Origin of the sequence: Streptomyces sp. NPDC048291 (assembly GCF_043201715.1) — a bacterium.
Lineage (GTDB): Bacteria > Actinomycetota > Actinomycetes > Streptomycetales > Streptomycetaceae > Streptomyces.
This window is the reverse complement of sequence record NZ_JBICZC010000002.1, coordinates 551,554-571,782: the sequence shown is the minus strand read 5'-3', so window position 1 is coordinate 571,782 and position 20,229 is coordinate 551,554. Positions and strand designations below refer to the sequence as shown.

Annotated in this window: 18 protein-coding genes and 1 tRNA gene; 9 read left to right on the top strand and 10 right to left on the bottom strand. The window is 73.6% G+C overall.

What is annotated here, in order from left to right; genetic code table 11:
• The first annotated feature begins 146 nt into the window (after window positions 1–146).
• The 3 genes from ACGF5O_RS06835 to ACGF5O_RS06825 all read left to right on the top strand — a co-directional run bounded on the left by ACGF5O_RS06835 (window position 147) and on the right by ACGF5O_RS06825 (window position 3,065).
• On the top strand, window positions 147–947 hold the full coding sequence (locus ACGF5O_RS06835; RefSeq protein ID WP_393808822.1) for an aspartate/glutamate racemase family protein: 801 nt from the start codon (window positions 147–149) through the stop codon (window positions 945–947).
• A complete protein-coding gene (locus ACGF5O_RS06830) occupies window positions 944–1,675 on the top strand; it encodes an aspartate/glutamate racemase family protein (RefSeq protein WP_393808821.1) in 732 nt (243 codons plus the stop codon). The genes ACGF5O_RS06835 and ACGF5O_RS06830 overlap by 4 nt, the downstream gene beginning before the upstream one ends.
• Before the next feature lie 292 nt (window positions 1,676–1,967).
• Window positions 1,968–3,065: an LLM class flavin-dependent oxidoreductase gene (locus ACGF5O_RS06825; RefSeq protein ID WP_393808820.1), complete on the top strand. Its 1,098-nt coding sequence runs from the start codon at window positions 1,968–1,970 to the stop codon at window positions 3,063–3,065.
• Here the strand turns inward: ACGF5O_RS06825 and ACGF5O_RS06820 are convergent.
• Window positions 3,035–4,888 (bottom strand): putative bifunctional diguanylate cyclase/phosphodiesterase, encoded by a 1,854-nt coding sequence (locus tag ACGF5O_RS06820; protein ID WP_393808819.1) that lies wholly within the window; start codon window positions 4,886–4,888, stop codon window positions 3,035–3,037. The genes ACGF5O_RS06825 and ACGF5O_RS06820 overlap by 31 nt on opposite strands.
• Window positions 4,889–5,260: 372 nt before the next feature.
• Between ACGF5O_RS06820 and ACGF5O_RS06815 the strand changes: the two genes are divergently transcribed.
• Complete coding sequence (locus ACGF5O_RS06815; protein WP_393808983.1) at window positions 5,261–6,475, top strand: M6 family metalloprotease domain-containing protein; 1,215 nt, start codon at window positions 5,261–5,263, stop codon at window positions 6,473–6,475.
• A 71-nt stretch (window positions 6,476–6,546) separates the two neighbouring features.
• Here the strand turns inward: ACGF5O_RS06815 and ACGF5O_RS06810 are convergent.
• The 7 genes from ACGF5O_RS06810 to ACGF5O_RS06780 all read right to left on the bottom strand — a co-directional run bounded on the left by ACGF5O_RS06810 (window position 6,547) and on the right by ACGF5O_RS06780 (window position 13,017).
• Window positions 6,547–6,620 (bottom strand) — tRNA-Lys (locus ACGF5O_RS06810).
• The gene (locus ACGF5O_RS06805) at window positions 6,611–7,219 is read right to left on the bottom strand and encodes a bifunctional DNA primase/polymerase (protein ID WP_393808818.1); all 609 of its coding nucleotides are present in this window, start codon (window positions 7,217–7,219) and stop codon (window positions 6,611–6,613) included. Before ACGF5O_RS06805 ends, ACGF5O_RS06810 begins: the two co-directional genes overlap by 10 nt.
• Window positions 7,220–7,358: 139 nt before the next feature.
• A complete protein-coding gene (locus ACGF5O_RS06800; protein ID WP_393808817.1) occupies window positions 7,359–7,721 on the bottom strand; it encodes a hypothetical protein in 363 nt (120 codons plus the stop codon).
• A gap of 260 nt (window positions 7,722–7,981) precedes the next feature.
• A complete protein-coding gene (locus tag ACGF5O_RS06795; protein WP_393808816.1) occupies window positions 7,982–9,319 on the bottom strand; it encodes an AAA family ATPase in 1,338 nt (445 codons plus the stop codon).
• Window positions 9,316–10,905 (bottom strand): hypothetical protein, encoded by a 1,590-nt coding sequence (locus ACGF5O_RS06790; RefSeq protein WP_393808815.1) that lies wholly within the window; start codon window positions 10,903–10,905, stop codon window positions 9,316–9,318. Before ACGF5O_RS06790 ends, ACGF5O_RS06795 begins: the two co-directional genes overlap by 4 nt.
• Window positions 10,896–12,167, bottom strand: coding sequence for a hypothetical protein (locus ACGF5O_RS06785; RefSeq protein ID WP_393808814.1), 1,272 nt, complete (start codon window positions 12,165–12,167; stop codon window positions 10,896–10,898). Before ACGF5O_RS06785 ends, ACGF5O_RS06790 begins: the two co-directional genes overlap by 10 nt.
• Complete coding sequence (locus tag ACGF5O_RS06780; RefSeq protein ID WP_393808813.1) at window positions 12,064–13,017, bottom strand: phosphatase PAP2 family protein; 954 nt, start codon at window positions 13,015–13,017, stop codon at window positions 12,064–12,066. The genes ACGF5O_RS06785 and ACGF5O_RS06780 overlap by 104 nt, the downstream gene beginning before the upstream one ends.
• A gap of 224 nt (window positions 13,018–13,241) precedes the next feature.
• Here ACGF5O_RS06780 and ACGF5O_RS06775 point away from each other — a divergent pair, with 224 nt between their 5' ends.
• Window positions 13,242–13,838, top strand: coding sequence for a histidine phosphatase family protein (locus ACGF5O_RS06775; RefSeq protein WP_393808812.1), 597 nt, complete (start codon window positions 13,242–13,244; stop codon window positions 13,836–13,838).
• 175 nt (window positions 13,839–14,013) lie between these two features.
• On the opposite strand, the gene ACGF5O_RS06770 is transcribed toward ACGF5O_RS06775, so the two are convergent.
• Window positions 14,014–15,492, bottom strand: a complete 1,479-nt coding sequence (locus ACGF5O_RS06770; protein ID WP_393808811.1) for a hypothetical protein — start codon at window positions 15,490–15,492, stop codon at window positions 14,014–14,016.
• 255 nt (window positions 15,493–15,747) lie between these two features.
• Between ACGF5O_RS06770 and ACGF5O_RS06765 the strand changes: the two genes are divergently transcribed.
• Both ACGF5O_RS06765 and ACGF5O_RS06760 read left to right on the top strand, forming a co-directional pair.
• Complete coding sequence (locus ACGF5O_RS06765) at window positions 15,748–16,128, top strand: hypothetical protein (protein WP_393808810.1); 381 nt, start codon at window positions 15,748–15,750, stop codon at window positions 16,126–16,128.
• 36 nt (window positions 16,129–16,164) lie between these two features.
• On the top strand, window positions 16,165–17,037 hold the full coding sequence (locus tag ACGF5O_RS06760) for a spermidine synthase (RefSeq protein ID WP_393808809.1): 873 nt from the start codon (window positions 16,165–16,167) through the stop codon (window positions 17,035–17,037).
• Window positions 17,038–17,341: 304 nt separating this feature from the next.
• Here the strand turns inward: ACGF5O_RS06760 and ACGF5O_RS06755 are convergent, their stop codons facing one another.
• Complete coding sequence (locus ACGF5O_RS06755) at window positions 17,342–17,878, bottom strand: hypothetical protein (RefSeq protein ID WP_393808808.1); 537 nt, start codon at window positions 17,876–17,878, stop codon at window positions 17,342–17,344.
• Window positions 17,879–17,976: 98 nt separating this feature from the next.
• Between ACGF5O_RS06755 and ACGF5O_RS06750 the strand changes: the two genes are divergently transcribed.
• The gene (locus ACGF5O_RS06750) at window positions 17,977–18,687 is read left to right on the top strand and encodes a response regulator transcription factor (protein WP_362586731.1); all 711 of its coding nucleotides are present in this window, start codon (window positions 17,977–17,979) and stop codon (window positions 18,685–18,687) included.
• Entirely contained in the window at window positions 18,684–20,114 is a 1,431-nt protein-coding gene (locus tag ACGF5O_RS06745; protein ID WP_393808807.1) for a sensor histidine kinase, read from the top strand. The genes ACGF5O_RS06750 and ACGF5O_RS06745 overlap by 4 nt, the downstream gene beginning before the upstream one ends.
• The last annotated feature ends 115 nt before the right edge of the window (window positions 20,115–20,229 follow it).

Here is a 20,229-nt window from a genome sequence, read left to right as displayed (position 1 = left end):
CGGTGTCCGACGGCGTCTGACATGGGCGTACGCAACGTCTCGGATGCGCGGATTGACCACGCTGGCACCCGAACCTACCTTCGTCAACACGGGCGTATCCGTCGACCGTTGCCCCTCGATATCCAACATGAGGCCGGTGACTTCCCATGGACGTCTCCTTTCTGGGCGGACCTCGTCCCCAGCGCGGCATCGGCGTCGTGGCGCCCTTCGACTTCGCGCTCGACCGCGAGCTGTGGCGCTGGGTGCCGGACGAGGTCTCCCTGCATCTGACCAGGACACCGTTCGTGCCGGTCGAGGTCGGCCTGGACCTGGCCCGACTGGTCAGCGAGCACGAGACCCTCGGCGAGGCGGTACGGGCGCTGACCGCGGTCGCGCCCGAGGTCGTCGCCTACGCCTGCACCTCCGGCAGCTTCGTCGGCGGCATCGCGGGCGAGCGCGCGATGTGCGAGGCGATGACCCGCTCCGGCACGGTGCCCGCCCTCACCACCTCCGGGGCGCTCCTCGACGCGCTGACCGAGCTGGGCGTACGGCGCCTCGCGCTGGTCACGCCGTACACCGTCTCGGTGACCCGGGTCCTGGAGGAGTACGTCGCGGAGGCGGGCGTACGGGTGGCCGGCTGCGCGTTCATGGGACTGACCCGGCACATCTGGCAGGTGCCGTACCGGGACGTGGTGGCCATGGCCCGGCAGGCGGTACGGCCCGGGGCCGCCGACGCCCTGTTCATCTCCTGCACCAACCTGCCCACCTACGACGTCATTCCCCAGCTGGAGGCCGAGCTGCGCATCCCCGTCCTGTCGGCCAACCAGGTCACGATGTGGGCGGCGCTGCGCAGGCTGGGTACCCGACCGGTGGGCCCCTATCAGGCGCTGATCCGTCATCCGGACGATTCGGCGACGGCACACGGGTGGCCCGCACTGCCGGAAGAACAGCAGGAAGGGTGGACATGACAGCGCTCGGAATCCTCTACCCGGGGCACTCCGCGGAGGACGAATACCCCCGTATCGAACAGCTCCTCGGCAGCGACATCCGGGTGGACGTCGTCCACACCGACATCGGCGAGGACGCGCACCGGGTGGACGCGCTGCGCGAGATGGGGGCCGGGGAACGGCTGGCCGCCGGGGTGGCCGAGCTGCGGCTCGCGGGCGCGGACGCGGTGGTCTGGGCGTGCACCAGCGGCAGCTTCGTGTACGGCTGGGAGGGCGCCCGGCAGCAGGTCCGCGCGCTCGCCCTGGCGGCCGGGATGCCGGCGTCGTCCACGTCCTTCGCGTTCGTGCACGCGGCGCGGGAGCTCGGGGTGCGGCGGGTGGCGGTCGGCGCGACGTACCCCGACGACGTGGCGTCCCTCTTCGCCGACTTCCTGCGGGCCGGAGGCCTGGAGGTGACCGGCGTGCGCTCCTCGGGGATCGTCACGGCGGCGGAGGTGGGGACGTGGGGCGAGGAGGAGGTCCTGACCCTGGCCCGGGCGGCCGACGCCCCCGACGCGGAGGCGGTGCTCCTTCCCGACACGGCCCTGCACACCGCGGCGCACGTGTCCCTCCTGGAGAAGGCCCTGTCCAAGCCGGTCCTCACGGCGAACCAGGTCACCGTCTGGGAGGGCCTCCGCCTAGCCGACCGCCGGGTGAACGCCCCCTCCCTCGGCACCCTCTTCACCCGCGAACCCATCATCCAGGCCTGACCCACCCCCCCACCCCACCAGGAGACTCCGCCCCCTGCACCCCCGAACACCTCCACCCACCCACCACCCGACTCGGTGGGTTGAAACGTCGGGAAGGGAAAGCTCGGTCGGCTGAGGGGCGGGGTTTCTTGGCGTCGGGTGGCGTGGCCGACCGAGGAGCGCGGGGAACTGCGCGGTCGGCCCCCACGCAGCCGCAGTCGCACCACGACGGAAAGCGCAGGAATAAACGGAGACCTCCTCCTGTTATCGCCCCCCAGGACAGCTCACGGCCGTAACTCAGGAGGCTCTCACCGTGTCGGCAGACGAGATCCGGGGCATCACGCACGGGACCGCCCCCGTCCCCCTCTCCGTACTGGACCTGGTGACCGTCGGCACCGGCAGTACCGCCACCGACGCCCTGCGCACCAGCGCCTCGCTCGCGCGGCTCACCGAAGCCCGCGGCTTCCACCGGTACTGGGTCGCCGAGCACCACTCGATGCCGGGCGTGGCCTCCTCCTCGCCCGCGGTGATCCTCGCCAACCTCGCCGCCCACACGGATCGCATCCGGCTCGGCTCGGGCGGCGTCATGCTGCCCAACCACGCGCCGCTCGTGATCGCGGAACAGTTCGGGACGCTGGAGGCGCTGGCTCCCGGGCGGATCGATCTGGGGCTCGGGCGGGCGCCGGGGACGGACGGGGCGACCGCCGCCGCGCTCCGCCGTACCCAGACCCTCAACGAGGGCGCCGACGACTTCCCGCAGCAGCTCGCCGAGCTGACCCGGTTCCTGGACGACGACTTCCCGGACGGGCATCCCTACCGGCGGATCCACGCCATCCCCGGGCCGGTCCAGGCCACCGCCGCCGGCGGCGTGCAGTCGCCGCACCGGCCGCCGGTCTGGCTGCTCGGCTCCTCCGGGTTCAGCGCCCGGCTCGCCGGCATGCTCGGGCTGCCGTTCGCCTTCGCGCACCACTTCTCCGCGCAGAACACGGTCCCGGCCCTCGACCTGTACCGGGAGTCCTTCAGCCCGTCCGCCGTGCTCGACGAGCCGTACGCCCTCATCGGCGTCTCCGCGCTGGCGACCGACGAGGAACGCGAGGCCCGGCGCCAGGTGCGGGCCGGCGCGGTGAACATGCTGCGGCTGCGCACCGGACGGCCCGGTCTGTTCCCGGACCCGGACGACGTCGAGCAGCACGAGTTCTCCCCGATGGAGGAGGAGTTCGTGCACTCCTGGACCGCCAACATCGTGCACGGCACCGCCGACGAGGTCCGCGCCGGCCTCGACGACCTGCAGAAGCGCACCGGTGCCGACGAGCTGATGCTCACCACCCACGCCCACCGCGGCGAGCTGCGCCTGCGCTCCTACGAACTGGTCGCCGACGCCTACGGTTTGCCGACCGGGGTGTCCGCGTAGGTCCGGGTGTCCAGCAGCTCGGAGATACGATCCGCCGTCACCGGCCGGGAGTAGAGCCACCCCTGGCCGGTGTCGCAGCCGATGTGCCGCAGCCGGGAGGCCTGCGCCGAGGTCTCGACGCACTCGGCGGTGACGGTGAGGCCGAGGCGGTGGGCCAGCTGGATCATCGCCTCGACGACGACCTCGTCGGCCGGGTTCGGACGGTCGCCCGGGTCGTCGTACTGGAAGCCGCGGACGAAGGAACCGTCCAGCTTGAGGACGGAGACCGGAAGGCGGCTGAGGTAGGCGAGGTTCGAGTAGCCGGTGCCGAAGTCGTCGATGGCGATGCGCACCCCCATGTCGCTGAGGGCCTGGAGCGCCTGGAGCGGGCGGCCCGCCGAGCCCATGACCGCCGACTCCGTCAGCTCCAGCTGGAGCAGGTGCGGGGCCAGACCGGTCTCGGCCAGCGTCTCCGCCACGTCCGCGACCAGGTCGGAGTCCCAGACCTGACGGACGGCCACGTTCACGCTGACGAAGATCGGCGGCTCGCCGGGGTGGTCCAGCTGCCAGCGGCGGGCCTGCCGGCAGGCGGTGGTCAGGGCCCAGCGGCCGAGCGGGACGATCGAGCCGTCCTCCTCCGCCAATCCGATGAACCGATTCGGCGTTAGTGTGCCGAACTCCGGGTGGTGCCAGCGGACCAGGGCTTCGACCCCGTTCAGCCGCCCGTCCCCCATGCCCACCAGCGGCTGGTACTCCAGCACGAACTCGCCGCGCTCGATGGCCGGGCGGAGGGTGGACGAGAGCGCCTGCCGGGTCACCAGGTGGGCGTTGCGCTCCGGGTCGAAGAGCGTCCAGCGGGACTTGCCGTCGGCCTTCGCCCAGTAGAGCGTCGTGTCGGCGGCCTGCATCAGGCCGGTCGCGGTGGTGCCGGCGGCGTGCCGCTCCACCACCCCGATCGACGCCGACAGCGACAGCCGCTGGCCGGCCAGGTCGAACGGCGCCTGGAGGGCGGCGAGCGCGGACTCCGCGAGGTCGGCCAGCTGGTCGGTGCCGGTCGAGTCCTCGACCAGCAGGGCGAACTCGTCGCCGCCGAGCCGGGCCACCAGCGGCGCGCCGGCCCGTGCGAAGCCCGCCTCGTCGGCGACCCGGGTCAGCCGCTCGGCGACGGCGGCAAGGAGCCGGTCGCCGACCCGGTGGCCGAGGGTGTCGTTGACCGCCTTGAAGCCGTCGAGGTCCAGGTAGCACAGGCCGATCCGGCCGGTGCCGCTCTGCTCGTACGACTCCGCCTCCAGCGCCGCCGACAGCCGCTCGAAGAACAGCGTCCGGTTGGGCAGCCGGGTCACCGGGTCGTGCATCTGCAAGTGCCGCAGCCGGGCCTGGAGTTCGCGGCGGTCGCTGATGTCGGAGACCGAGATCAGCACGCCCGGCGCGGTCCTGGCCAGCGGGGCGATGGTGACCTGGACCCAGACGGAGTGCCCGTCGGGGTGCTTCAGCCGGCGGGTGCAGCGCAGCTTGGCCTGCCGGCCGCGCAGTACCTCGCGGTAGGCGTGCCAGGTACGGGCGTCGGAGGCCAGGTCCACCAGGTCCGCGGCGATCCGCCCGGGCAGCCCGGCCTGGTCGGCGCCGATCAGGGTGGCGAACGCCTCGTTGGCGGCGGTGACCAGCCCTTCGCCGTCGACCACCGCCATGGGCAGCGCGGCGGCCGCGAAGGCGTGCTCGTAGGTCGTCGGCTCTGTCTTCTTCTCTGTCTTCTCGTACGACTTCCGGTAGGTGTTGTCACTCTCTGTGACGGCGGACCGGTCGAGGTCTGCCGCGGGCGTCGGCCCTTCGGACGTTCCGCTCACCGCTCGCTCCCGCAGTGCACTCGATCTCTGTCCGTGCAGGAAAGTGTGCCGATCATAGAGGCTGGCCCGAGGGCCTTCCAGCCACTGTCCAGTGTCCCCGATGAACCGGTGATTCTGACAGATCGTTTCTGCCCGCACCTGGACGGGTTCTTGGGTCGTACGACCACTTGTGACGTTCCGTTAGCGTCCCGGGGTGTCGGCCGTTCGGGTCTCCCCGTGGTGAGCAGGTGGTTCCTCACCCTTCTGGTTCAGATAAACAGGTCATAAGGTGACAAACTCACACAGGCTGGGTGCGGTGTCCCGCGAACCGCCCCCGGAGGTCCTTCCGTGCCGCGTCTCCTGCTGCGCAGTTCCGCCGCCGTGTTCACCACGATGTCGGCGCTCGTCGCGACGACGATCCTGACCGGGCCGTCGTCCGCGGAGCCGTTCTCCACGGCCCCCTGCGCCCTGCACCGCACCGACGCGCACCACTCCGAGGGCGTCGACACCTGGAACCCCGACTACACCCGCCCCACCCATCCGCTTTCGGCCGTGATGGTGTTCCTCTCCTTCCCGGACGCGACCCCGCAGACCACGCCCGCGGAGCTCGCCGCCGATCACTTCCCGGCCACCAGCCGCTACTACGAGTGGGCCTCCTACGGGAAGTTCACCATCCACCCGCACCCGCTCACCCACTGGCTGCGGATGCCCAGGCCGTCGGTCGCGTACGGCATAAGGCGCGACTGGAGCGTCCCGCTGCGGGCCGCCTACCTGCGGGACGCGTTCGCCGCGGCCGATCCCGAGGTCGACTTCTCGCGCTACGACGTCGTCTACCTGGTGGCCGACCCGGACGCGCCCGGCGTCGACTCCGACGCCACGAAGGTGGTCAACCTCGACACCCCGGTGCACGTGGACGGCACCGACGTCCGCCGGGTCGTCACGGTCTTCGAGAAGCACCCGCCGGACCGGCTGGTTCTCGCCCATGAGACCGGGCACGTCTTCGACCTCCCCGACCTCTACCACCGCCCGGTGGACGGCAAGGGGGACTGGGACACGTACGTCGGCGACTGGGATCTGATGGGCAGCCAGTTCGGGCTCTCCCCTGACCTGTTCGCCTGGCACAAGTGGAAGCTCGGATGGCTGGATCCGCGCCAGGTGGTGTGCGTCCGGGGGACCGCGCCGACCCGGCTGACCCTGGAACCGCTCTCCGCCGGTCCCGGCGTGCCCGCGCAGGGTGCCGCGGGCGCCCCGGCCTTCGGGCTCGGCGACGGCACCAAGCTGGCGGTGGTGCGCACCGGGCCCGACACCGTGCTGGCCTTCGAGGCGCGCGGCGCGTCCGGCAACGACAGCGCGGCCTGCCGGCAGGGCATCCTCGTCTACCGGGTCCGCGACGAGACGGCGTCCGGCGGCGGCCCGGTCGAGGTGATCGACGCCCATCCGCGCACCGAGGCCTGCTGGGAGAACTCGGTCTACCCGCCGCTGGCCGACGCCCCGGTCGCCCTCGGCGAGAGCTTCACCGTGCCCGGGGACGGCGTGCGGGTGGCGGTGGAGGGGCGGACGGAGTCCGGCGCCTGGAACGTGAAGATCACACCGGCGAGGCCGGACTGAACCCTGCCGAACCCTGCCGGCCAAAAGCCGAAGGCCAAGCTCACAGGAGCTTGGCCTTCGCCTACTTCGCGTGCGCCGCCAGGGACTCGAACCCCGGACCCGCTGATTAAGAGTCAGCTGCTCTAACCAACTGAGCTAGCGGCGCCTGCTGACGTCGTAGACCTTAGCATCCTGATCGGCGGGAGGAAAAATCGATATGCGGACGGTCGAGCGGGCCGCGCGGACGGCCGCCCAGAGCAGGATCTCCGGGCCGGGAAGCCACGGGTGCCGGGTGTCGGGGGCGACCAGCCAGCGGGTGCCGGCCGGGGCGGGGGAGGGGCCGGTGCCCGGCGCCGGGACGGTCACCGCGTCGCCGGTGCCGTGGCACAGCAGCGGCGGTACGGCCTCGCCACGGCCGCCCCACTCCTCCCAGCCCAGCAGCGACGGCAGCCGGGCGGCGGTGCCCGGGGCGGCGAACAGGAGCATCCGGCCCCGGAACACCGCGACCGGTCCGGAGCCCGGCCCCTCGTCCCACAGCCGGTCCAGCATGCGCCGGCCGAAGATCGCCGGGGCGTTCACCACGTCGAACACGGTCCCGCAGGGCAGGACGACCGGGGCGTCCGGCCGCTCCTCCCAGTGCGCGAGCGTGCTCCGCGGATACGTTCCTGCGGAGGCCAGCCAGGCGGCCCCGTCGGAGGTGACCCCGGCCGCGTCGCCGAGGTCGCCGAGGTCACCGGGAAAGGTCTCGTACGGTGTGCGGCTCATGGGGAATTGATACCCCTCGTGAACACCCGCTCGCCGTCGGTTGCGGAAAACCCGGACAGGACGGAACGGAGAGGCGTATCTTGCCCACCCGGCATATGCCACCCGCCGGATCCGCCCGCCGGATGCCCGCCGGATCCGCCTAGATCTGTTCGGGACCCTGCCCTTCCCTCCCCTGCAGCAGATCCCGGCCGAACTCGACCATCTTCTTCGCGTAGTCCTCGGTCCACTCGGCCCGCTCGGCGATGTCGGCCGGGGTCAGACGGTCGAAGCGGCGCGGGTCGGCGAGCTGGGCGGCGGCCATCGCCTGGAACTCCACCGCCCGGTCGGTGGCCACCCGGAACGCCTGGGCCAGCTCCGTCGCACGGGCCAGCAGCGCCCCGGGGTCGTCGACCGACTCCAGGCCGAAGAAGTGCTCGGGGTCGGCGACCGCTTCCACAGGCTCGAAGAGCAGGGGCGCGGGGCGTAGCCGCGGTTCGTTCCGACGCGGCGTGGGCTCCGCCATGTCTGGTCCTCCTCGTACGGTGTCGATGACTACGGTCCGATGACCACCGTCCATTGTCCCGCGCCCGCGCAAGGGGACCCTGAGGCCGATGGCTGACTCTGCGCTCGGTCGCTCAGGGCCGCCAGGTCACCCGGTGTTCCGCCAGATGTGCCGGCACCGCGTGGTTCGCCTCCCAGCCGTGCGGGGCTGTGTTCGTCGGCCGCCTCCGGCGGCGTGCCGGACTCCGTCCGGCGGGTGGGCGGTGCGGGTGTCGGTGTCCGTCAGGGCCGCCATGCCACTCGGTGTTCCGCCAGATGTGCCAGGACCGCGTGGTTCGCCTCCCAGCCGTCCGGGAACTTCACGAGGGTTCCGAGCTGGACCGGTTCCGTCGACGGGTAGTCGTCCAGGAGGTCGGTCACGCCGGCGCGGCAGATCATGACGCAGGCGTGGCGGTGGCGGGAGGCGAGGACGCAGAGGCGGCCCGTCTCCAGGTGGAAGGCGGTGGCGTCGGGGCGGCCGGAGAGCGGGTGGAGGACGACCGTCACGTCGTACTCCCGGCCCTGGAGGCGGTTCGCCGTGTCGACGGTGACGTCCGCCGCGCCCAGCTTCGCCAGCGCCGCGCGGACCGCCGCCGCCTGGTCGCGGTGGGCGGTGCCGACGGCGATCCGGTCGACGGTGAGCGGGGCGGGGTCGGGGGAGCGCTCCGAGAGGGCCGAGCCGCCGCGGTCGAGCAGGCGTCGTACCACCGTCGCCACCGCGCGGACCGCCTCCGGGTCGGTGCGCGGGGTGTGCCGGGCGGGCAGTTCCAGCAGGCCCCAGCCGGACTCCGCCGCCTCGTCGATCACCCGGTCGGGGCCCGAGCCGTCGGAGGGGACGGCGAAGGCCAGGCGCCGGTCGCCGTGGCCGGTGCCGCTGCGGAAGGGGGTGTACGGGTAGAACGCCCCGGAGACCAGGGGGGCCGCGGACGCGGGCAGGCGCCAGGAGACCGGGAGGCGGTGCTGGGGCAGGCCCGGGTTGTGGGCGAGGAGGGTGGAGACGGCGGAGGCCGAGGGGTCGTACGACAGGCCCGCCCACTGCTCGCTGCCGACGATCGCGAACGGGTCCAGCTGGCCGGGGTCGCCCACGAACAGCGCCCGTTCGAACAGACCGGCCACGGCGAGCAGGGAGTCGGAGCGCATCTGGTACGCCTCGTCGACGATCGCGTGCCGCCAGGGCTCGTCCACCTTCACGTGCGCCCACTTCGCGGCGGTGGAGAGCACGACCTGGGTCTCCCTGAGGTCGGCCGCCTTCGCCGACTTGCGGACGCTCGGCAGGTCGTCCAGCGCCTTGTCGTACGGGTCGGCGTCACTGCTGTGCAGGCGGCCGACGGGCAGCTCCGGGTTCTTCTCGGCGAGCCGCAGGACCAGGTCGTCCACCTGGGCGTTCGTCTGCGCGACCACCATCAGAGGGCGGCCCGCCTCGGCGAGTTCGAGCGCGGCGCGGACCACCAGCGTGGACTTGCCGGCGCCCGGCGGGGAGTCGACGACCACGCCCCGGTCGGTGCCGTGCAGGGTGTCGCGCAGGATCGCGGCGGTGGCCTCGGCCGCGGCCGTGCCGGGATCGAAGTCCGTGGTCGTCACAGCACGTCCTCCGCGGTCACGGCGTCGGCTGCCTCCGGTGCCGCCTGGCCCGGCGGTCCGCCGTGCGTCCACGGCGTGTCCTCCGGGTCGGGCAGCTTCGCCCCACCGCGCTGCTCGTGTTCGAACAGGGTGAAGACGAGCCGGTCGCCCTTCTCCGGCACCGAGCCGGGTTCGGGTTCCTTGCCGCGGCCCATCTTGTCCAGGACACGCAGCACCAGGACCCCCTCCGCCTCGTACCCCACGAACTCCGTCGACTGCGGCTTGCCGCCCAGCGAGCGGTACGCCTTGGCGCGCTCGCCCAGCTGCGGCCGGTCCTCCGTGCGCACGGTCAGCAGCGGGCGCGGGCTGGGCCGCTTGCCCTCGCTGTACGCCATGACGACGTCGAGGACCTCGCCCGCGAACGCCTCCCCTGACAGCCGCCGCCCCGCCATCACCAGCGGGTCGTCGAGCGCCTCCTGGGCGTCGAGGCGTGCCTGTTCGCGCTCGCGCGTGGCCAGCTTGTTGGCCGCGGTGACCGCGTCGTCGCGGCGCGGCTGCGGGGGTTCGCCCGCCAGCACCCGGTCCCGGTGGCCGGTGAACGACCAGCGGTCGCGCGTCCACCGCTCCTCGGCCCGGGCGCCCTCCGGCAGCCCGCGCAGCAGGTCCAGGCCCTGCCAGACCGCGTCCCAGGTGGGCCGGGTACGGCTCTCGACCAGGGCGCGGATCTCCCGCTCGGCGGCGGTGAGGATCACCAGCCGGTCGTCGGCCTGGAGACCGTCCTCGGCCTCGGCGAGGGCGGTGCGGGCCCGGTCGTAGCGCTCGAAGGCGGGGGCCAGCAGCCGGTTGTCGAAGGCCGGGTCGGTGGCGGGCCCGGCCGGCGGGCACAGCAACTGCCCGTCGCCGTCCCGCGCCAGCTCGGCCACCCGCGCGGCCTCCGCACCCGTGCTCCCCTCCGGCGGGGCGATCCAGGCGAGCAGCGCGCCCAGGTGCTGGTCCTCGATGCCGGACTGGCCGGTGGCCCAGTGCCGGGACAGCAGGTCCGTCATGGCGAGCAGCAGAGAGGAGCCGGGGACCCGGGCGCGCTCGCCGAAGTGGGTGAGCCAGCGGCCGAGCAACGGCACCCGGGGCGGCGCCGGGTAGGGCGTCTCCGGGTCCTGTTCCGCCGTGCGCCGGAACCGCATCGACCGCCCCAGCAGCCGTACGTACTCCACGCCCGCACGGCCCGGGACGATCAACTGGGGGGCGTCCGCGCAGAGCTCGACCTCGACCTTGACCCGCTTGCCGGTCTCCGGGTCGGTCTCGGTGCGCTCGGCCGCCTCGACGGAGTCCGCGCAGGAGTCCAGGTAGGGCAGGACGACGTCGGCGAGCTGGGCGAGGAACGCGAACCGCAGGTCGCGGTCGCGCGGCTGGGGTACGGCCAGCAGCCGCGGGGCGTCCCGGTCGGTGCCGACCAGCGCGCCGAGCGGGGCACCGGCCTCACCGGCGGTGGTGAGCGGGACGAAGACCAGCGGGCGGTCGGAGAGGTGCCGGTGGCGGACGGTCGCGGCGGGCTGCGCGGTGCCCGAGCTCACGGCTTCCAGGCGGGCGAGGGTGGTGATCAGGGACACACGGCCCCCTGGGCGCCGAGGCCGACACCGGCACTGGCACCGACACCGACACCGACGCTGGCGCTGGCACCGGCGTCGGCACCGGGACCGGCGTCGGCACTGGCGCTCAGTGCTTCGGCTCGCAGGGCCGCCGCCCGGCGCAGGGCCGCGACCGCCGGGCCGGATGGGTCGCCGCTCTCGCCGCGGGCCGCCGACAGCACCTCCTCGACGGTGCTCAGTCCGCCCAGCTCGGCGCGGGCCGCGCGGCCCAGCGCGGTCACCTCGTCGGCCGCGCGGGACCGCTGCCGGCAGTGGAAGGCCAGCTCGCAGGCGGACAGGCACTCGGGCGCGTAGGTCGCGGGGACCGCGTCCACGGCCGCCGTGAGCCGCTCCGTCGGCAGGTCGGGGGCGAAGCAGGTGCCCGCCGGGAGGGCGTCGGCGATGTCCTGGACGCGGGTCAGCCGGGCCAGCTGACGGGCGGTGACCGCGCGCTGCTTGCGGACGTCCACGGCCGCGGCCGTCGGCAGGTTGGCGAAGTCCTTGGGGCAGACCAGCAGCACGTCGTGGCGGACGCGCGGGGCCGGGGTGAGCCGGGCCGCGACCTGCTCCAGGGCCAGCACGTACACCGCGGCCTGCCGGGCGGCGGCGCCCACCTTCGCCGGGTCTGCGGAGCCGTCCAGCATCGGGAACGACTTGATCTCCACGACCGTCCAGCTGCCGTCCGGGTGCACGACCACCGCGTCCGGCTCCAGGAACGCGGGCGAGCCCGCCACCTCGAGGGCCAGCATCGGATGGTCGAACAGCGCCCAGCCGCCGGTCGCCACGGCCTCGCGCAGCGCCAGCGCCGTACGGGCCGTACGCCCCTCGGGTCCGATCGCGGTCAGGTCCGGCACGGCGGCCCGCTCGGCGGGCTCGGCGCCCGGGTCGAGGTGGGTGCGCACCAGCCGCAGCAGCTCGGCACCGCCGTCCGCCTTCACCTTCGCCTCGAAGGCGTTGCCCCGGGTCAGCGCGAACTGCGACTGGCCGAAGGCCGAGGGCGAGCCGAGGGCGCCGGCCAGCACGGTCTTGTCCACCCCGGCGCCGTCCAGGAGCGCCCGCCGCCTGCACCCCGGGTTCGCGGCGAGCGCCGCGAGGGCACGCGCGTCGAGTGCCTTGGCCGGGACGGCGGGGCCGCGCAGCTCAGCGAGCCGGTGCCGGAGCGCCGTCCCCCGCGTCTGTGGGGGAAGCGTCCGGTTCGGCTGCGGCGGCGAGCCGGGACTCGCGCTGCGATGGGATTCGCTCACCCGCCGAAGTCTGGCATCCGCCACTGACAATCGGGGAACCTGAGCCGTCCGAGCGGGCTGCGACGAGGGAGGCACCCGGGGTGATCCGCACCCTGACCAGGTCCGCGACCCGCATCACCCGCGGCGCCAGCAGGTAGCCCACGCCCATCACGAACACACCCGCGACCGCGTCCAGGAAGTAGTGGTTGGCGGTGCCCATCACCACGATCGCGGTCAGCAGCGGGTAGGCCACGCCGAGCACCTTGGTCAGGCGGTTGCCGCCGTGGCGCCAGAGCATCACCCCGCACCACAGCGCCCAGCCGCAGTGCAGGCTCGGCATCGCCGCGTACTGGTTGGTCATGCCGCCGAGGCCGCGCGGGGCGCTGGCGTCGCCGCCCCACCAGCCGTACGAGCTGTACTGCGCCATCGTGTCGACGAACCCGTACTTCAGGTCCAGCAGCCGGGGCGGGCAGGTGGGCAGCAGGGTGAAGCCGATCAGGCCTATGAACGTGGACGTCATCAGCCAGGTGCGGGCCCGCCGGTAGACCTCGGCGCGCTTGCGGAACAGGAAGACCAGGATCACCGGGGTGACCAGGTAGTGCAGCGAGGCGTACCAGAAGTCCGCGGGTATGCCGAGCCACGGCTCCCGCGTGAACAGGCGGTTGAGCGGGTGCTCGGCGTTCAGGTGCAGGGCCTTCTCGATGCGCAGGATCGCCAGGCCGTGGTCGACGGCGGTGGCGGTGTCCCCGCGCGCGAGCAGGCGGCCGGCCGTGTAGCAGCCGTACACCAGCAGGATCAGCGGCAGCTCGGTCCACCAGCGCAACCGGGTTCGCGCAGCCACCTCGGTGCCCGGTTTCTCGGTCTGCGGCATCCGACTGCCTCCCCCTTCTCGTCCCCGTCCGCGCGGCACCCGGCGGGCCGACCGTGACACTTTACGTTGCGCGTATTCCCGCCCATGCGGGGCGCTCAGCACTCAAAGACGCGGAGAGCGCGCGCCGGGTTGCCCGCCCTCCCGGCCTGTTCCCCGCGCGTTCCCGGCCTGGGCGATGATGGAGGTGTCCCGCTTCCGAATTTCTCCCGAAAGGTTCTCCCCCCATGGCACCGCGCATCCTGCTGGCCCGGCACGGACAGACGGAGTGGTCACTGTCCGGCAAGCACACCGGCAGGACCGACGTACCGCTTCTCGAAGAGGGCCGGCGGGGTGCCAAACTGCTCGGCGAGCGCCTGCACCGGCCGCCGTTCGACGGTCTCGCGGACGCCGAGATACGGACCAGCCCGCTGGTACGCGCGCGTGAGACCTGCGAACTGGCCGGGTTCGGCGAGCGCGCCGAGCCGTGGGACACACTGATGGAGTGGGACTACGGGGCGTACGAGGGGCTGACCCCGGCGGAGATCTCGTCCGTCCGCCCCGACTGGCTGATCTGGCGCGACGGCGTCCCCGGGGGCGAGTCCCTGGCGGAGGTCACCGCGCGGGCCGACGAGGCCGTGGCCTGGGCGCGGTCGGCCGACCGCGATGTCCTGATCTTCGCCCACGGGCACATTCTGCGGTCGATCGGGGCGCGGTGGCTCGGGCTGCCGCTGGACTTCGCGGCCCGGATCCGGCTGAACCCGACGTCGCTGTCGGTACTGGGGTGGGCCTACGGCGAGCCGGCGATCGGGAGCTGGAACGACGTGGGGCACCTGGTGGGATGACGGCTGGCTGGGGCCGGGGAGTGGGGTCGCTCACCGGCGCTTGCCGGGTGCCGCCGCGCCCACCCGTGCCGCCCTGCGGCACGCCTGCCCGCACCTGGGTAGCTGGTCAGCGCCCCGTAAGGGGCGCGGGGAACTGCGCGACCAGCCCCCACCTGCCCGCACCCGAAACTCGGCCCTACACAACCCTGGGCGTGGACGCGTGCCGGTCCAGGAACTCCTGGACCCCGCTCGCCCGCCGGTGCGGCAGCAGCACCCGGGCCGTGCCCGCGAGCATCCCCTGGATCCTGGACGACTGGACCTGGTCCAGCAGGTCCAGGACCCGCATGCCCGCCGTCGCCGCCTCGTCGGGCCGCCCCCCGCGCGCGAGGTCGTCCGCGAGCTCCGCCGTGTACAGCGCGATGTTCCTCGTGAAGTGCGGGTCCTGCAGCTCGGCGGCCCGGTGCGCGTGCCGTGCGGCCCGGCGCCAGTCGCCCAGCATGGACCAGCACTGCGCCTCCAGGCCCTCCAGCTCGGCCTCTCCGTAGAAGCTCATCCACTCGGGGTCGGCGTCCGAGTGGCCCCGCTCGAAGAGGGCCTGTGCGCGGGCCAGCGCCTGTTCGGTGCCGGTGCGGTCGGCGAGCCCCGCCCAGCCGCCCGCCTCGCGCAGGGCGAGGAGGGACATGAGGCGGGCCGAGCCCAGCGGCCGGCCGACGCGCTGCGCGGCCTGGGCCGCCCGCACCGCCTCCCGGGGCCGCCCGGCGTCCCGCGCCAGGAACGCCGTGTTGCAGAAGGCGTGCGCCTCCAGCCCGGCGTCCCCGGTCATCCGGGCCGTCGCCAGCGCCTCCGCGTAGTGCGAGCGGGCGTCGTCGAAGCGGCCGGAGTCATGGGCCAGCCAGCCCACCGAGATGGCCAGTTCACCGGCGCCCGAGTGCAGCCGCTCGGCGGTCGTCTGCCGGGTCGCGCCCGCGTCAAGGAGCGCGTACGCCGCGCGCAGCGGAGCCGCCGCGCGCCGGTAAAGACCGTCCGCGCCGTGCCGGTCGTCCAGCAGCCGGATCCGGCGTACGGCCTCCTCCAGGGCGGCCGCGTGCGAGGTCCCGGGACGGCGGACCGGCCGGTCCGCCGCCACGGCGTCGATGGTGAACCCCAGCGGGCCCAGCGTGGTGGCGGCCACGGTGGCGCCCCCGCCGGTCATGAATAGGCGACGCAGCACGTCGCTCTCCTCGTAGTTGTCGTGCGTCTCGTACGGGTCCTGCGGGTTCCGCACCTCGTGCGGGTCATGCGGGTCGTGCCGGTGGTACTGGTCCTGCGGGTCATACGGCTCGACGGCCCCTTGCGTCTCACCCGGGGCGAGAACCAGGGGCCCGTCCTCCGGCGGTCGTGCCGTCCGTCCGCGGACGGACGAGCGGGGCGCGAAACCGAGGTCGGCGAGCGTGCGGCCGGGGAACATGTGCAGGAACACCCGTTCGTAGGCGTAGTTGGGGCAGCGGATCTCACCCGCCTCGACCCGGCCGATGTAGCGCGCGTCACAGCTCACCCGCTCGCCGATCTCGCGGGCGGCACGCCGTACCAGCGCGGCGAACTCGGCCGGTGAGTGCCGGCCGCGTACCTGCCGGAAGGCGATGTTCGGCCGTACCGGCCGATCGGGCTGCGACGAGGTCGTGGTTGACGACGCCATGGCCGGGTCCTCTCGTGCGAACCGTCGAACCATGCCGGACTCATGGTGAGTTGTCCGAGTGGACCCTTGATTCCGGCGGGCAAGAACGTACCTGCTGTGTCGGACCCGTGACGCTGGGTTTGGCTACAAACCGGATATCTCATCCACGATCTGCCATGAACTGCCATCCTTTGCGGCTGACTTCCGCCGTAGCCGTTGACGCGGTGGCGCGTTGGACCTCATGGACGGCAAGAGGGCTGCGCGGTGGAGGCCGGGATGGAGACCAGCCAGAGCAACGATCCTTGTGACGATGCGGGATGCGACCTCGTGACGGTGCCGGCCCGGCAGGGCCTGGAGGCGGTCGACATCCTGCGCCGGGGGGCCGGGGAGGCGGTGGGTCCCGTGCTCCACGACGACGGGGGCGGCACCCTCGGCTTCGTGGTGCCGGCCGGTACGGCGGCGGGCTGGGACGTACCCGGCAGCACCTGCACCGAGACCGAGGGGCGCGGACTGCGGCTCAATCCGGAGCCGCCGGTCGAGGGCTCCGACTGGCTGCTGCCGCCCGGCGAGGCCGAGCCGGCGACCGATCCGGCGGTGCTGCGGCGGGCGCTCGGGGAGGCGGCCCGGATGATCGAGGCCGCGGACAGCTGCCGCTGAGTTCCCCGGACGCCCGGCGCCTGGGAAAATGGCGGAATGGGCAAGTCCAGGAACGCACGTCGCCGGTCGGCCGCCGCTGCCGAGGCCGTGGTCGAGGCCGTCGACGGCGGCCTCGCCCAGCTCATCCCGGACCCCGACCGGGGCCGGGCCTGGACGCTGCTGATCGACGGCGCCCCGCAGTCGCACGTCGACCTCGACGACCCGGCGTACCTCTCCTTCGAGTACCAGCGCCGGCTCGGTCATGTCATCGACCTGGTGGCACCGCCGGGCAGGCCCGTGCAGGTCGTGCACCTCGGTGGCGGTGCGCTGACGCTGGCGCGGTACGTCGCCGCGACCCGGCCCCGGTCCACCCAGCAGGTCGTGGAGCGGGACGCGGCCCTGGTCCAACTGGTGCGGCGCGAGCTGCCGCTGGACGCGAACGCGCGGATACGGGTGCGGTCCGCGGACGCCAGGGAGGGACTGGGCAAGGTCCCGGAGGCGTGGGCGGACCTCGTCGTAGCGGACGTGTTCAGCGGGGCGCGCACTCCGGCGCATCTGACGTCCACGGAGTTCCTGGACGCCGTGCGGAGGGTGCTGCGGCCGGGGGGCGTGTACGCCGCCAACCTCGCGGACGGGCCGCCGCTGGCCCATCTGAAGGGGCAGATCGCCACGGCGGGGGCGAGGTTCGCGGAGGTCGCGGTGGTGGCCGATCCGACGGTCTGGCGGGGGAAGCGGTTCGGCAACGCGGTGCTGGTGGCGGCCGACGTGCAGCTGCCGGTGGCGGAGCTGACCCGGCGCTGCGCATCCGACCCGCACCCCGGGCGGGTCGAACACGGGCGACCCTTGCGGGACTTCACCGGCGGTGCGGTTCCCGTGACGGACGCGGTGGCCGTGGCCTCGCCGCCCCCACCGCCCTCGGTGTTTCGTTGACCCTGCGGGCCGGTGGGGGTTGCTCGCGCAGTTCCTCGCGCCCCCAAAAGACAAAACCCCAGCCGCGGGCAGCCGCGCCGCCGCGGGCCGGTGGGGGCTGTTCGCGCAGTTCCCCGCGCCCCTTGCGGGGCCACCCAGCCGCGGGCAGCCGCGCCGCCGCGGGCCGGTGGGGGTTGCTCGCGCAGTTCCCCGTGCCCCTTGTGGGGCTCCTTGGCTGCGGGCAGGCGTGCCGCAGGGCGGCACGGGTGGGCGCGGCGGTACCCGGCCGGCGCCGGTGAGCGTCCCTGGCCCCCCGGTACAGCTGTCAGTACGTTTCCACCTGGACCTGTGGCGCGCTGTCGTGCCACGTGCAGAACACCGACACCCGGTCGGCGCTCCTGCTGAACTCGATGCGGATCCACGTCTCCGTCTTCCAGACCTGCATCGACCAGCCCGTACCCGGCGTCGCCGACACCAGGGTCGCGCTGGCGGTACCCAGGTCGAAGACCGCCCGGCCGCCGTCCGTGTCGTACGCCTTGACCTGGCCCGAGGCGGAAGGGGACGAAGAAGCGGTGGCGGACGGGCTCGGGGTGGCAGCGGGGGTCCTGGACGGCGTGGGCGTGGGAGTCGCCGACGGGCGTGCCGCGGCCGTGTGCGACGGGCTCGGCGCGCGGGACGTGGCAGACGCAAGGGCCTTGGCACCCTGGGCCGTCGGGTCGTCGTCCGCCGCCGTGACGGGCAGGGCGCGGGGCGGGGCGTAGGCCGTGGCCGCCATCACCGTGTGGACACCCCACCACGACAGCGTGACCGCCGCGCCCGTGGCGAGCAGCCAGGCCATTACGTGTACGAGTCCTCTGCGCATCGCGGGCCATACTGCCTCAGGGGCACCGCCGTGCGCACTCGACCCGAGTTATCCACAGGCCCCGACCGGTGCCCGCCGCATGGCGTACGGTGCGGCGCATGGCAAGTGTGCTCGTGGTCGAGGACGACCAGTTCGTACGCTCGGCGCTCATCCGGCATCTCACCGACGCCGCGCACACCGTGCGCAGCGTCGGCACGGCGCTGGAGGCGCTGCGCGAGGTCGCTCATTTCCGTTTCGACGTGGTCGTGCTGGACCTCGGACTGCCGGACCTGGACGGCTCCGAGGCGCTGAAGATGCTGCGCGGCATCACCGACGTGCCCGTCATCATCGCCACGGCACGGGACGACGAGACGGAGATCGTCCGGCTGCTCAACGCGGGGGCGGACGACTACCTGACCAAGCCGTTCTCCGTCGAGCACCTGTCGGCGCGGATGGCCGCCGTGCTGCGCCGGGCGCGGTCGGGCGGCGGCGAGCCGGCGCCGTCGAGCGTGCTGCGGGTCGGCGGGCTGGCCGTCGATCCACTGCGCCGGCAGGCCGAGTTGGACGGGGCGCGGCTCGATCTCACCCGGCGCGAGTTCGACCTGCTGGCCTTCCTCGCCGGGCGACCGGGGGTCGTGGTGCCGCGCAAGGAGCTGCTGGCGGAGGTGTGGCAGCAGTCGTACGGGGACGACCAGACCATCGACGTCCATCTGTCGTGGCTGCGGCGGAAGCTGGGCGAGACGGCGGCCCGGCCGCGGTATCTGCACACACTGCGGGGGGTCGGCGTGAAGCTGGAGCCGCCGGGCGGGGAAGCGAGGCCGGTCGGATGAGATGGGCTCTGGTCAAGGTGTGCCTGGCGGTCACCGCGATGGTCGTGGTCGCCTTCGCCGTCCCGCTGGGCCTGGTCGTCAAGGAGCTGGCCCGCGACCGGGCGTTCTCGAACGCCGAGCGGGAGGCCGCCGCCGTCGCCCCGGCGCTGTCCATCACCACCGACCGGGACAAGCTGGAGCGGGTGGTGGCCTCGGCCGGCGCCGACCGGGGCATGGCCGTGCACATACCGGCGGCCGGTGGCCAGACCGCCGTCGACATCGGGCGGCAGCGCGCCGCCGACCGGGACATCGCGGCCGTACGGAAGCTGGGGCGGGCCTCCACGACCGGGGTGTCCGGCGGTTCGACCCTGCTGCAGCCCGTCGCGCTGAGCTCGGGTGCCATCGCGGTCGTCGAGGTGTACGTGCCCGAGTCCGAGGTGACCAACGGGGTCGGCGCGGCCTGGGCGGTGCTCGCCGCCGTCGGCCTGGCGCTGATCGTCGGCTCGGTCGCGGTCGCCGACCGGCTCGGCGTACGGATGGTGCAGCCCGCCCAGCGGCTGGCGGAGGGCGCGCACGAACTGGGGGAGGGCAAGCTGGGCGCGCGGGTGCCCGAGGAGGGGCCGAACGAACTGCGGCTGGCGGCGGTCGCGTTCAACTCGATGGCCGACCAGGTCGTCCAACTGCTGGCGAACGAGCGGGAGCTGGCCGCCGACCTGTCGCACCGGCTGCGTACCCCGCTCACCGTGCTCCGGCTGAACGCGGCCTCGCTCGGGGAGGGGACCGCCGCCGAGCAGACCCGGGCCGCCGTCGCGCAACTGGAGCGCGAGGTCGACACCATCATCAGGACCGCCCGGGAGGCCAAGCCGCAGACGGCGGCGATCGGGCCGGGCGCCGGGTGCGACGCCGCCGAGGTGGTGCGGGAGCGGATGGGGTTCTGGTCGGCGCTCGCCGAGGACGAGGGCCGCAAGTGGCGGGTGGCCGGCGCGGACCGGCCGGTGCGGATACCCGTGGCCCGCGCCGACCTGGCCGCCGCGCTGGACGCGCTGCTCGGCAACGTCTTCCGGCACACCGCCGAGGGCACCGCCTTCGCGGTCGACGTGCACAACGCGGAGGACGCGGTGATCGTGCTGGTCTCGGACGCGGGACACGGCATCCGGGACCCGGAGGCGGCGATGGCCCGCGGGCGGGGTTCCGGGGCGGCCGGGTCGACCGGCCTCGGCCTGGACATCGTGCGCCGGCTCGCCGAGTCGACCGGCGGTGACGTGCGGATCGGGTCGTCGGTGCTCGGCGGGACCGAGGTGCGGATCTGGATCCAGCTGGACGGCCGCAAACCGGAGCGCAAGGGGCACCGGGGAGCGGTGCGCCGGCGCCGTCCGCGCAGGCAGCATGGGGACAACGGCAGGCGGGGAACCGGGGGAACCACCGGGCGAATTGGTCTCGACCTTTAATCGGTCCCGATGCTGTCCTTAAGCGCACCCTAAGATCCCCAACAGCCGCCCCTATCAGGCCGTTTGTCCGATTCCCTGCCGCTAGCGTGCTGCCGCACCCCACCCCCGTTGGCAG